The sequence below is a fragment of the Pseudomonas sp. FP198 genome (assembly GCF_030687895.1).
Taxonomy (GTDB): domain Bacteria; phylum Pseudomonadota; class Gammaproteobacteria; order Pseudomonadales; family Pseudomonadaceae; genus Aquipseudomonas.
Genome location: NZ_CP117452.1, coordinates 1,216,797 through 1,229,872, shown reverse-complemented (window position 1 = coordinate 1,229,872; position 13,076 = coordinate 1,216,797). Strand labels below are relative to the sequence as shown.

The 13,076-nt window shown below is 63.2% G+C and carries 11 protein-coding genes; all 11 read right to left on the bottom strand.

Annotated features, from left to right (window positions below; translation table 11 throughout):
- Positions 1–31: 31 nt before the first annotated feature.
- On the bottom strand, positions 32–586 hold the full coding sequence (locus tag PSH78_RS05720) for a hypothetical protein (RefSeq protein WP_305499058.1): 555 nt from the start codon (positions 584–586) through the stop codon (positions 32–34).
- Positions 587–776: 190 nt separating this feature from the next.
- Positions 777–1,493, bottom strand: a complete 717-nt coding sequence (locus PSH78_RS05715; RefSeq protein ID WP_305499057.1) for a TetR/AcrR family transcriptional regulator — start codon at positions 1,491–1,493, stop codon at positions 777–779.
- A gap of 101 nt (positions 1,494–1,594) precedes the next feature.
- Complete coding sequence (gene lysS / locus PSH78_RS05710; protein WP_305499056.1) at positions 1,595–3,097, bottom strand: lysine--tRNA ligase; 1,503 nt, start codon at positions 3,095–3,097, stop codon at positions 1,595–1,597.
- A 104-nt stretch (positions 3,098–3,201) separates the two neighbouring features.
- A protein-coding gene (prfB, locus tag PSH78_RS05705; RefSeq protein WP_095963568.1) for a peptide chain release factor 2 occupies positions 3,202–4,297 on the bottom strand; the annotation gives its coding sequence in 2 pieces (ribosomal slippage) (positions 3,202–4,224 and positions 4,226–4,297; 1,095 coding nt in all).
- 268 nt (positions 4,298–4,565) lie between these two features.
- The gene (locus tag PSH78_RS05700) at positions 4,566–5,567 is read right to left on the bottom strand and encodes a diguanylate cyclase domain-containing protein (protein WP_305499055.1); all 1,002 of its coding nucleotides are present in this window, start codon (positions 5,565–5,567) and stop codon (positions 4,566–4,568) included.
- Positions 5,568–5,604: 37 nt separating this feature from the next.
- Positions 5,605–6,615, bottom strand: a complete 1,011-nt coding sequence (locus PSH78_RS05695) for a chemotaxis response regulator protein-glutamate methylesterase (RefSeq protein WP_305499054.1) — start codon at positions 6,613–6,615, stop codon at positions 5,605–5,607.
- Positions 6,612–8,882, bottom strand: a complete 2,271-nt coding sequence (locus tag PSH78_RS05690; RefSeq protein WP_305499053.1) for a hybrid sensor histidine kinase/response regulator — start codon at positions 8,880–8,882, stop codon at positions 6,612–6,614. The genes PSH78_RS05695 and PSH78_RS05690 overlap by 4 nt, the downstream gene beginning before the upstream one ends.
- Complete coding sequence (locus PSH78_RS05685) at positions 8,879–9,550, bottom strand: chemotaxis protein CheW (RefSeq protein WP_305499052.1); 672 nt, start codon at positions 9,548–9,550, stop codon at positions 8,879–8,881. Before PSH78_RS05685 ends, PSH78_RS05690 begins: the two co-directional genes overlap by 4 nt.
- Positions 9,547–10,812, bottom strand: coding sequence for a protein-glutamate O-methyltransferase CheR (locus PSH78_RS05680; protein ID WP_305499051.1), 1,266 nt, complete (start codon positions 10,810–10,812; stop codon positions 9,547–9,549). The genes PSH78_RS05685 and PSH78_RS05680 overlap by 4 nt, the downstream gene beginning before the upstream one ends.
- Complete coding sequence (locus PSH78_RS05675; RefSeq protein WP_305499050.1) at positions 10,809–11,345, bottom strand: chemotaxis protein CheW; 537 nt, start codon at positions 11,343–11,345, stop codon at positions 10,809–10,811. Before PSH78_RS05675 ends, PSH78_RS05680 begins: the two co-directional genes overlap by 4 nt.
- Positions 11,345–12,967, bottom strand: coding sequence for a methyl-accepting chemotaxis protein (locus PSH78_RS05670; protein WP_305499049.1), 1,623 nt, complete (start codon positions 12,965–12,967; stop codon positions 11,345–11,347). The genes PSH78_RS05675 and PSH78_RS05670 overlap by 1 nt, the downstream gene beginning before the upstream one ends.
- Between the last annotated feature and the right edge of the window lie 109 nt (positions 12,968–13,076).

Below are 13,076 nucleotides of genomic sequence, written 5' to 3'. Positions count from 1 at the left end.
ACTCCTGTGAAAAAACGTCCGCTTGTAGCCGTTATTGGGATTTGCTCAGTCGCTGGTAGCGCACGGCTTCCGAGAACACATCGGAATTGGCCGGGTCGTCGAGGTAGCTGAAAACCTTGTTCATGTCGCTGTCCACCAGCACGCCATCACCCTCCTCGCTCTGGTTTGGCTGGCCGCTGAGGAGCTTCTGGCCGATGGCCTGGTTGATCTGTTCCATGTCCAGGTTGTAGACCACCAGTTCCTGCTTATCGGTCAGTTCGAAACCGGCGATGACGAAATGGCCGCCGAAGCGCGCCGGCACCTTGGCCGACAAATACCAGCGACTGCCGTGACGGGAGACGGTCAGGGGAATGGCTTCGCGCTCCTGGGGCCTGGCCCGGAAATAACTGACGGCCTGGTAGCGATGCTTGCCGACTTCCGTCAGTTCCAGGTTCACCGGCTCACCCCAGGCGTTGGTGCTGGTCCAGTGGCCGAGCAGGCCCTTGGGCGCGGCTTCGCTGTCGGGCAACGGCGCCTTGAACGACACCAGGCAGCCACTGAGCAGCAGCAACGACACGGCCAGTGCAACGGCACGCCAGGCTTTCATTGGAACTCCCTATGGTCTGTGGCGAGGGGATTTATCCCCGCTGGGCTGCGGAGCAGCCCCCCTTGCAGTCAGCTCAGTTAGCCAGATGTACCGAGTTGGCTGGTTTTGGGGCTGCTTCGCAGCCCAGCGGGGCGGTGCGACGTTTCGCTAAATCCCCTCGCCACAGGGGGCTGTGGTGAACCCATTTGGGTCACACCGACGCCAGTACCAAGTGCATGTAACGGGTCAGGATGCCGAGCATGTCTTCGTCAGCTACCGGCTCGGCGCCATTGAGCAAGCCCTGATATTCCATCCGTCCGATAATCGCCGTCAACACTTTGGCATCCTGTTGTGGCTCGCGGGAGCCCAGGACCTGGAAAAACTGACAGGTGCCGTGCAGCAAAATCTGCTGGTGAGAACGCACCAACACCGCCAGGCGCGGGTTGAGCAGCGCTTCCTGGCGGAAGGCCTGTTCGGCCATCAGGTAGTCGCGACGACTGTGCAATTGATGCTGCACGTAGTCCGCCGTCATCCGCGCGATGTCGTCCGCCAGTTGCGAGCGCGACGCGGCGCTGCCATCCCCGTAGGCGACCATCTCGCGCAGCAGGCCTTCATTGTTGGTCCACAGCTTGGCCATGAACGCCGCGCTGCGTTCCACGTACTGGGCGAAGGTGTCGGTGAGCAGGTCGTCGATGTCCTTGAAATAATAAGTGGTGGCCGACAGCGGCACGCCCGCCTCGGCGGCCACCGCGCGGTGGCGCACCGCACGCACGCCATCGCGCACGACAATGCGCATGGCCGCGTCGAGAATCTCCTGGCGGCGCTGTTCACTGCCCTGTCGGCTGGCCTTGCGACCCTGGTACTGAACACTTTCAGCGACAGCAGTGGCGACGCCCGCTGCACCTTCTGGAGCCATTGCACGATTCACGACAGGTCTTTCCTCGCTATTTCAGAAGTAACCAATTGATACGTTTGTACCAGACAGGCATTAAAAAGCCGCCCATCGAGGCGGCTTTTTAATTGAAACACTTACGCTTGGGGCCGCATGTGCGGGAACAGGATGACATCCCGGATCGACGGTGAGTTGGTCAGCAACATCACCAGACGATCGATACCAATGCCTTCGCCAGCCGTCGGCGGCATGCCGTACTCCAGCGCGCGAACGAAGTCGGCGTCGTAGTGCATGGCTTCGTCGTCACCGGCGTCCTTGTCGGCCACCTGGGCCATGAAGCGCTCGGCCTGGTCTTCCGCGTCGTTGAGCTCGGAGTAGGCGTTGGCGATCTCACGGCCGCCGATGAACAGTTCGAAACGGTCGGTCACGCTCGGGTTCTCGTCGTTGCGACGGGCCAGCGGCGACACTTCGAACGGGTACTGGGTAATGAAGTGCGGCTGCTCCAGCTTGTGCTCGACCAGCTCTTCGAAAATCATCACCTGCAGCTTGCCCAGGCCTTCGAAGCCGAGCACCTTGGCGCCGGCCTTCTTGGCGATGGCACGCGCCTTGTCGATGTCCTGCAGGTCGGCCGCAGTAATTTCCGGGTTGTACTTGAGGATCGAATCGAACACCGACAGGCGCACGAACGGCTCGCCAAAGTGGAACACCTTGTCGCCGTACGGCACGTCGGTGCTGCCCAGGATCAACTGTGCCAGCTCGCGGAACAGTTCTTCGGTCAGGTCCATGTTGTCGTTGTAATCGGCGTAGGCCTGGTAGAACTCGAGCATGGTGAACTCGGGGTTGTGCCGGGTCGAAACACCTTCGTTACGGAAGTTGCGGTTGATCTCGAAGACCTTCTCGAAACCACCGACCACCAAGCGCTTGAGGTACAGCTCCGGCGCGATGCGCAGGAACATTTCCATGTCCAGGGCGTTGTGGTGGGTTTCGAACGGCTTGGCCGCCGCGCCACCCGGAATGGTCTGCAGCATCGGCGTCTCGACTTCCAGGAAGTCACGCTTCATCAGGAAGCTGCGGATGTGCGCGATGACCTGCGAGCGCACGCGGAACGTGTGGCGCACGTCTTCGTTGACGATCAGGTCGACGTAGCGCTGGCGGTAGCGCTGCTCGGTGTCGGTCAGGCCGTGGTGCTTGTCCGGCAGCGGGCGCAGGGACTTGGTCAGCAGGCGCACGCTGGTCATTTCGACGTACAGGTCGCCTTTGCCCGAACGGGCCAGGGTGCCTTCGGCGGCAATGATGTCGCCCAGGTCCCAGGTCTTGACGGCGGCCAGGGTTTCTTCCGGCAGGGTCTTGCGGTTGACGTAGACCTGGATGCGACCGGTCATGTCCTGGATCACCAGGAACGAACCACGGTCGAGCATGATGCGACCGGCAACCTTGACCGGAATCGCCGCTTCGGCCAGCTCTTCCTTGGTCTTGTCCGCGTACTTCTTCTGCAAGGCATCGCAGTATGAATCGCGGCGGAAGTCGTTGGGGAAGGCCTGGCCCTTGGCGCGCTCGGCAGCAAGCTTTTCCTTGCGCAGGGCGATCAGGGAGTTTTCTTCCTGTTGCAGGGCTTGCGGGTCGAGTTCTTGGTCGCTCATGTCTTTAAGGTTTCCATCACAGGTTCGTTGCCCCCGGCCCGGGCCGGAGTCTGCCGGCGAGCCGCGCTTTCGAAAGCGTGCCCGCCCGCCACGTGGGTGTCGCGTTACAGCCCTTGCTTGAGGCTGGCGATCAGATATTCATCGATGTCGCCGTCGAGCACCTTGTCGCAGTCGCTGCGTTCGATGCTGGTGCGCAGGTCCTTGATCCGCGAAGCGTCGAGGACGTACGAGCGGATCTGGTGACCCCAGCCAATGTCCGACTTGGTGTCTTCCAGGGCCTGGGACGCCGCGTTGCGCTTCTGCACTTCCTGCTCGTACAAACGCGCCCGCAGCATCTTCATCGCGGTGTCTTTGTTGGCGTGCTGGGACCGTTCGTTCTGGCAACTGACCACGGTGTTGGTCGGTACGTGGGTGATCCGTACGGCCGAGTCGGTGGTGTTGACGTGCTGACCACCGGCCCCGGAGGAACGGTAGGTGTCGATACGCAGGTCGGCCGGGTTGATCTCGATCTCGATGTTGTCATCGATTTCCGGCGAGACGAATACCGCCGAGAACGAGGTGTGGCGGCGGTTGCCGGAGTCGAACGGGCTCTTGCGCACCAGGCGGTGCACGCCGATCTCGGTGCGCAGCCAGCCAAAGGCGTACTCGCCCTTGATGTGCACGGTAGCGCCCTTGATCCCGGCGACTTCACCGGCGGACAGTTCCATGATGGTCGCGTCGAAACCGCGTTTGTCGGCCCAGCGCAGGTACATGCGCAGCAGGATGTTGGCCCAGTCCTGGGCCTCGGTGCCGCCGGAGCCGGCCTGGATGTCCAGGTAGGCGTTGTTCATGTCCATCTCGCCGCTGAACATGCGGCGGAACTCCAGCTTGGCCAGGTTCTCGTCCAGGCGCGTCAGCTCGGCGACCACATCGCCGACCGCGCCTTCGTCGTTTTCCTCGACGGCCATGTCCAGCAGGTCGCGGCAGTCGGCCAGGCCGCTGGACAACTCGTCCAGGGTCTCGACGATCTGCGCCAGCGCAGAACGCTCGCGGCCCAGCTCCTGGGCGTAGGAAGGGTTGTTCCAGACATTCGGATCTTCAAGCTCGCGATTGACTTCGGTCAGACGCTCATGCTTTTGATCGTAGTCAAAGATACCCCCGAATAGTTTCGGAGCGCTCGGACAGGTCCTTGATGGTGTTCAGGATCGGGTTGATTTCCATGGCGGGCAGCACTCGTTGGCGAACTTTTGAAAGCCGGCGAGTATAACGTAATCAAGCGTCGGCGGCAGCCCGCCTGGCGGCTTTAGGGGCAATGAGATTGAGCGTACGGCCCCTGTGGCGAGGGAGCTTGCTCCCGCTGGGTTGCGCAGCAGCCCCAAAACGACCTCCTCAATCGATCTGGCACACCGAGCCAAATGGTTTCAGGGCCGCTGCGCGCCCCAGCGGGAGCAAGCTCCCTCGCCACAAAAGCAATCTCGCCAGGCAGGGTTTATTCAACCCCCACCCGATTGCGCCCATTGTGCTTGGCCAGGTACAGCCCCTTGTCCGCCGCCGAGATCAGTTGGCGGCACTCGCCGCCCTGTTGCGGGGTGAAGGTCGCGACGCCGATGCTGATGGTCAGGTTTTCGCCGCCGTCGGGCGTGCTATGCGGGATTTTCAGGGCGACGATGCTCTGGCGCAGTTTTTCGGCCATCAGCCGTGCACCGCCAGGCGAGGTGCCGGGCAAGACCAGGGCGAACTCCTCGCCGCCATAACGGGCCGGCAGGTCGGACGGACGACTGCAGGCCTCGCGGATCGCCGTGGCAACCTTGCGCAGGGCTTCGTCGCCCTCAAGGTGACCGTAGTTGTCGTTGAACGATTTGAAATAATCCACATCGATCATCAACAACGACAGCTGGGACTGGTCCCGCAGCGCCCTTCGCCACTCCAGCTCCAGGTATTCATCGAAGTGCCGGCGATTGGACAGCCCGGTCAGGCCATCGGAGTTCATCAGCCGTTGCAGCACCAGGTTGGTGTCGAGCAACTGTTGCTGGCTGACCCGCAGCGCGCGGTAGGCCGCGTCGCGCTGCAACAGCATCATGTAGGAACGCGAGTGATAGCGGATCCGGGCTACCAGCTCGATGTCGTCCGGCAACTTGACCAGGTAATCGTTGGCGCCGGCGCCAAACGCCGCGCTCTTGATCAGCGGGTCCTCCTTGGTCGACAGGACGATGATCGGGATGTCGCGAGTGGCCGGATGGTTGCGGTATTCGCGCACCAGGCTCAAGCCGTCGAGACCGGGCATCACCAGATCCTGGAGAATCACCGTCGGCTTGATGCGCACGGCGTGGGCGATGGCCTGGTGAGGGTCGGAGCAGAAGTGGAAGTCGATGTTCTGCTCGTTCGACAACCCGCGTCGCACTGCCTCGCCGATCATCGCCTGGTCATCGACCAGCAAGACCATGGCGGCGTTCTCATCGCGCTTGAAGTCGTCGAGCTGTAAATCAGTCATGGGGCTCACCTGAGTACTGCTGGGGTGCAAAAGGGCATTATTGGCTGAAAATTTCCGCCAGGCGTGGCGCTATCCGGTCCAGCGCGAGTATCTGCGTCGCCGCGTCGATAGCGGCGGCCGCCTTGGGCATGCCATAGACCGCGCTGCTCTGCTGGTCCTGGGCGATGGTCACGCAGCCCTGCTGGCGCATCAGTTTAAGCCCTTGCGCACCGTCGCGGCCCATGCCGGTGAGCAACACGCCTACCGCCTCACCACTCCAGAAATTGGCGACACTCTCGAAAAACACATCGATGGAGGGCCGATAGATTTCGTTGACGGGTTCGGCCGTGTACGCCAGCGTGCCATTTTTCAACAGCCGCAAATGATGATTGGTTCCGGCCAACAGCACCACCCCGCCTCGCGGTGTCTCGCCCTCGCGGGCCAGCCGGACCTCAAGGCCCGACACGCCACCAAGCCACTCGGCCATGCCGGCGGCAAACACTTCGTCCACATGCTGGACCAGCACGATGGCCGGGGCGAAATCGCGGGGTAGCGCCTTGAGCAGCACTTCCAACGCGGCGGGGCCGCCGGCCGACGAGCCGATCGCCACCAGGCTGTTGCGTGACACCGACGCCCGCTGCGCAGCCGGCGCGGCGCGCTCACGGTTGCCCCGCTCGCCGATCAGCCAGCCGATGTTGGCGATCTTGCGCAGCAAGGGGGCAGCGGCGTCCTCGGGCCTGCCGACGCCCAGCGCCGGAGTATCCACTACGTCCAGGGCGCCATGGCCCATGGCTTCGAACACCCGATGGACGTTCTGCTGGCTGTCGCCAGTGACAATCACGATGGCGCACGGCGTGTCGGCCATGATTCGCCGGGTCGCCTCGACACCGTCCATGATCGGCATGAACAGGTCCATCAGGATCAGGTCCGGCGTGTATTCATGGCAACGCTGCACCGCCTCGGCGCCGTTGGCCGCCACCCAGACCAACTGATACGCGGGCTCGAATGCCAGCGCGCGGCGCAGGGCCTCGACCGCCAGGGGCATGTCATTGACGATGGCGATCTTCAAGCGCGCGCTCCTCCGATCAATTCGACCACGGCGTCGAGCAAGGCGTCGTCATGAAAACTCGCCTTGGCTAGATAATAGTCGGCCCCGGCATCCAGGCCACGGCGGCGATCTTCCTCGCGATCCTTATAGGAAACCACCATCACCGGCAGCGATTGCAGGCGGTTGTCGCGGCGCAGCAGCGACACCAGTTCGATACCGTCCATGCGCGGCATGTCGATGTCCGTGATGAGCAAGTCGAAATCCTCCGAACGCAACGCGTTCCAGCCATCCATGCCGTCTACCGCCACTGCCACGTCATAGCCTCGATTGAGCAACAGCTTGCGCTCCAGTTCCCGCACGGTCAGCGAGTCGTCGACCACCAGGATCCGCTTGCGAGGGGCCTGGGCCTCGTTCTGCCGGGCGATGCGTTCCAGGCGCCCGGTGTCGAGCAACTTTTCTACCGAACGCAGCAGGTCTTCGACATCGACGATCAACACCACCGAGCCGTCATCGAGCAAGGCACCGGCGGAAATGTCCTGAACCTTGCCCAAGCGCTCATCCAGGGGCAGCACCACCAGGGTTCGCTCGCCGATGAAGCGTTCCACCGCCACGCCATAGATCACTTCGCGCTCGCGGATCACCACGACCTTGAGACTCTGGCCGTTGTTGGGCGCTACCGGGCGGTTGAGCAATTGCGTGGCGGCGACCAACCCCACATGGCGGCCTTCATGCCAGAAATGCTGGCGACCTTCGACCTGGACGATGTCCTCGGGCGACAGGTCGCACATGCGTTCGATATGGGCCAACGGAAACGCATAGGCCTCGCCGCCGACTTCCACCACCAGGCTGCGCACCACCGAAAGCGTCAGCGGCACCTCAAGGTGGAAGCGACTGCCCGTGCCCGCCGTCTGCTCCAGCACCACTGCGCCACGCAACTGCCGGACCATATGCTGGACAGCGTCCAGGCCGACACCGCGCCCGGACACCTCGGTGACCTTGTCCCGCAGGCTGAAGCCGGGCAGGAACAGGAAAGTCAGCAGTTCTTCTTCGCTCAGGCTGGCGGCGGCGTGTTCGGGAGAAAGACCACGCTCCACCACGCTGCGGCGCACCCGTTCCAGATCCACGCCGGCACCGTCGTCCGCCAACTCCAGCACCAGCAGGCCGGCCTGGTGCGAGGCACGCAAGCGGATCAGGCCTTCGGCGGGTTTGCCCGCCAACAGCCGTTGCTCCGGCGTCTCGATGCCGTGGTCGACGGCGTTGCGCAGCAGGTGAGTCAGGGGCGCTTCGAGTTTTTCCAGTACATCGCGATCGACCTGGGTTTTCTCGCCTTCGATTTCCAGGCGTACCTGTTTGCCCAGGCTGCGTCCCAGGTCACGAACCATCCGCGCCTGGCCCGCAAGCACATCGGCAAACGGGCGCATGCGGCAGGCCAGCGCCGTGTCGTATAACACTTGTGCGCGCTGGCCGGCCTGCCAGGCAAACTCATCCAGCTCAGCGGTTTTTTGCGCCAGGATCTGCTGGGTTTCCGCCAACAAGCGCCGGGCATCGTTGAGCGCCTCCTGGGCCTGCAAACTCAAGGCATGGTCCTTGAGATGCACATTCAGGTCTTCAAGAGCACGCAGCCCATTGCCTTGCTGGCGCTTGAGCCGCAGCAGGGTCGCCAGCCAAGGCTTGAGACGCTGGCTTTCGACCAGCGACTTGCTCGACAGGTCCAACAGGCTGTTGAGGCGCCCGGCAGTGACCCGCAAGACCCGTTCGCCCTCCTCGGTGACATGCTTTTTCCTGGCCGCCGGTTCTCCAGGCTCCATGGGCGCGGGCACAGGCTCAGGCATCTCGACCCGCATGGGCTCGAGGGGTATCTCGCTGGTCGGCGACCTGGTGGTTGAAGCCGCCGCAGCGGCAGGATCCAGCAGGCGCCCCAATAACGCGACATAGGCCTCGATGTCCTCGGCGCCGACGCTGTTGCCTGGGGTCGCGATGCGCGTCAGCAGGTCGGTGCCTTGCAGCAAGGCATCGATATGCTCGGCACGCAAGACCAGGCGGCGTTCCTGGGCACTGACCAGGCAATCTTCCATGACATGGGCCACGCTGACTCCGGCGGGGATCCCGACGATTCGCGCGGCGCCCTTGAGCGAGTGGGCCGCGCGCATGCATGACTCAAGGTGGTCAGCCTGGGTCGGGTCACGCTCCAGGGCCAGCAGGCCGGCGCTGAGCACCTGTGTCTGCGCCTCGGCTTCCAGGCTGAACAGTTCGAGCAACGAGGCGTCGCGCATCTGATCGGGGGTCATGACAGGCTCCGGGACACGGCGGACAACAACTGCTCTTCATCCAGCCAACGCAGGCTGCGGCCTTTGTACTGCAACACGCCACGGGTGTACTTGCCCGCCGATTGCGAAGCACCCGCCAGGATGCGTTCGTCAATTGCATGAATGCCGTCCACCTCATCCACCGGCACCAATACCGGTCCGCCCTGGGCGGCGATAATCAGCATGCGCGGCATGATTCGCCCGCCAGCAGGCGCGGCCGAGCCAGGCTCCAGCCCCAACAACTCGACTAGCGACAGGCAGGCCACCAGGGCGCCGCGCACATTCGCAACGCCGAGCAAGGCCCTCGAACGCTGGTGCGGCAGCGAATGGATCGGCTGCAACGGCGCCACTTCCACCAGGCTGCGAGTACTCAAGCCCAACCATTCTTCGCCCAGGCGGAACATCAACACCGAGCGCGTGACGATGTCATTGTCGACCGGCGCAAGAGCCAGTTCTCGATCATCCTGGCGCAGGGCATAACGGTCGAGCAAACGGGTGGCCGCCGCCGAGTACACCGAGCAGTTGCGGCAATGGATATGCTCGACCAGCAACGGGCAAGTCTTGTCGCCATGGACCCCGATGCGGTTCCAGCAGTCATCGATGGCCTGGGCATCGTCATGAGTCACGTTATAGGAAGCCGAACCACTCATCGTTTGCGCTCACTCTCAACCGGGCGCCCACCGCGGGCCGCACGTTCCTGCAATCGACGGGCACCGGCCACGTCGCCCTGGGATGCCAGCAGCGCCGCCAGATGCACCAGGGCCTCGGCGTGTTGCGGTTCAAGATACAACGCCTTGCGATAAAAACCCTGGGCCTCGAGCGCGTTGCCGGCCATGTCGCTGAGCAGGCCCAGCCAATAGAACACCTGCGCACTGGGCGCATGGCTGCGCAAATACTCTTCGCAAGCCGCACGGGCCTCAGCGCTTTTGCCGCCGTTGGCCAGGGCGGCGATATTGGCCAGCAAGGTCATCGCGTCGCTGCTCCTCGGTGGGGCGATCGGCGTCACGCTGGCTGCAAACGGTCGACGCTGAAGCGGCGGCGCAGCGGCTCGTGGTGGCGGCTGGCGAATCGGCAACGGACTTGGCAACAGTGTTGGCAGCGGTTGCGGCTCGGGCGCGCCCTGGCGGCTGAAGGCGAACGACTGGGGGATGCCGATCGAGCGCATGCCCAACCGCCCGAGCAAACTGCCCTCGGCGGGGCCGATGAACAACACGCCGTCCTGATGGGTCAGGCGCTTGAGCACCTCGAATACCTGTTGCTGGGTCGGTTGGTCGAAATAGATCAGCAGGTTGCGACAGAACACAAAATCATACGGCGCCTCATTCACCAGCAAGGCCGGATCCAAGAGGTTGCCCACTTGCAGGCGCACTTGTTCACGTATGCGCTCATCGAGGTAATAGCCGTCCTCCTCGGCACTGAAATATCGTTCACGAAACCCCAGGTCCGCGCCACGGAAGGAGTTCCTGCCGTAACGCGCTTGCCGGGCTTTATCAACCGACAGCGGGCTGACGTCCATTGCATCGACTTTGAACTGATGCGGCCCGAGGCCTGCGTCGAACAGGGCCATGGCGATCGAATACGGCTCTTCGCCGGTGGAGCACGGCAGGCTGAGGATGCGCAGCGCGCGCAGGTGCTTGATCGCAGCGAGGCGCTGGGAGGCCAGTCGCCCCAGCGTCGCGAAGGATTCGGGATAACGGAAGAACCAGGTCTCCGGGACGATCACCGCTTCGATCAGCGCCTGCTGCTCCTGGGCAGAATGCTGCAGGCTTTGCCAATAGTCATCGGTGGTCCGGCCGGGCACGGCAAGGACGCGCTGGCGCACGGCCCGCTCGATAATCGCGGTGCCGACGGACGTCACGTCCAGGCCGATGCGCTCCTTGAGGAAATCGAAAAAACGCTGGTCGTTGTTCATCGCCGATCCTCGAAACCATCAAGGTCCAGCGGCGGCGTGGGGAACAGCACCGCACGCACCGACTCATCGAGCAAATCGTTGACTCGTACCCATTGCAGCATTCCTTGGGCATCCTCGCGTACCGGGCCGAGGTAAGGCGCCTGGGGATTATCCAGGCCATAAGGCTTGAAGTCGGCCGGATCACAACGCAGGGTGTCGGTGGCCTGTTCCAGGATCAAACCCAGCACGTGCGCTGCTTGCTGCGCCTGGGGCCGGTAATTGACCAGCACCAGCCGGGTACTGGTGCGCGCCTCGGCGGCCTGGCCGAAGGTCAAGGCACACAGGTCGAGCACCGGCACCACCCGGCCCCGCCAGGCGAATACCCCGGCCACCCAGGACGGCGTCCGGGCAATCGGCTTGAGCGGCAGGCGCGGCAGCACCTCCACCACATCGATGGCTTGCAGGGCGTAGCGCTCGTTACCGATGCAAAACACCAGGAACAACGCCTGCCGGGCCGCCGGCCCGGTACCGCGTCGGGCGTCGAAATCGCTCATCAGACTTTGAAACGCGAGACGCCGCTGCGCAGGCCCACGGCCACCTGGCTGAGCTCGTCGATGGCGGAACTGGCCTGGCGCAGGGACTCCACGGTCTGGCTGCTGGCATCGCCCAGTTGCACCAGGGCGTGATTGATCTGCTCGGCACCGGTGGCCTGGGCCTGCATGCCTTCGTTGACCATCAACACCCGCGGCGCCAGCGCCTGGACCTGATGGATGATCTGCGACAATTGCTCGCCGATCTGCTGTACCTCGGCCATGCCACGGCGCACTTCTTCGGAAAATTTGTCCATGCCCATCACACCAGCCGAGACAGCGGACTGGATCTCGCGCACCATCTGCTCGATGTCGTAGGTGGCGACAGCGGTCTGATCGGCCAGGCGCCGCACCTCTGTGGCGACCACGGCGAAACCGCGCCCGTACTCACCGGCTTTCTCGGCCTCGATGGCGGCGTTGAGCGACAACAGGTTGGTCTGGTCGGCAACCTTGACGATGGTCACCACCACTTGGTTGATGTTGCCGGCCTTCTCGTTGAGGATCGCCAGCTTGGCGTTCACCAGGTCGGCGGCGCCCATCACCGAATGCATGGTCTCTTCCATGCGCGCCAGGCCTTGCTGACCTGAGCCGGCGGCGACCGAGGCCTGGTCGGCGGCGCTGGAGACTTCGGTCATGGTGCGCACCAGGTCGCGAGAGGTGGCGGCGATTTCACGGGACGTCGCACCGATCTCGGTGGTGGTGGCGGCGGTTTCGGTGGCCGTGGCCTGTTGCTGCCGTGAGGTCGCGGCGATCTCGGTCACCGAGGTGGTGACCTGCACCGAGGAACGCTGGGCCTGGGACACCAGCGACGTCAACTCGGCCATCATGTCGTTGAAGCCGGTCTCCACAGCGCCGAATTCGTCTTTGCGCGCCAGGTTCAGGCGTCCGCTCAAATCGCCGCTGCGCATGACATCGAGTATCTCGACGATGCGGCTCATCGGCGCCATGATCGCGCGCATCAGCAACAGGCCGCAAAGAACAGCCACCAGCACCGCGACGACAAAGGACAGGCCCATGGCGACCTCGGCGGCTGTCACCGCACGGCCGATGGTCAGGGCGGCCTGCTCAGCCAACTCACGATTGCGCTCGATGATCTGGTTCAAGTGCCCGCGACCCTCTAGCCACGCAGGCGTCAGGTCTTTCTCCACCGCCAGCCGGGCGCCTTGGTAATCCTTGCGCTGGTACAGGTCCAGTACCTTGGCCAGGGCTTTGTTGAAGTCCTGGTGATTGACTTCGAATTCATCGAAAGAGGCCTGGTCGGCCGGGTCCTGGATCAGCTTCTGGTATTGCTGCATTTCATCGCGCAGATGCTGCTCGTACCGCTGATAGAGCGCCTTGTCTTCGTCGGTGATTTCCCGCTGATCGGACAGTCCCACGAGCTGCTGGGTCTTGACGTAACTGTCGACCCAGCCCCCACGGATCATGGAACTGTAATACACCCCTGGAACGGCGTCGGTACGTACTTCCTGTTCACTGGCCTCGATCTTCAACAACCGCGAGTAAGTGACCACCACCATCAGCAACATGATGGCGATAATCACCGCAAAACTCGCCAGAATGCGTTGGCGCAACGTCCAGTTCTTCACAGGAAAACCTCGGGTACTTTGAATTGCCGGGAGTATAGCCGAGGGTGGTGGTGCGTCTGTATGGCGGTCTGGGGGAATTTGACGAAGCCGAGGATCGTGATTTTTCAGG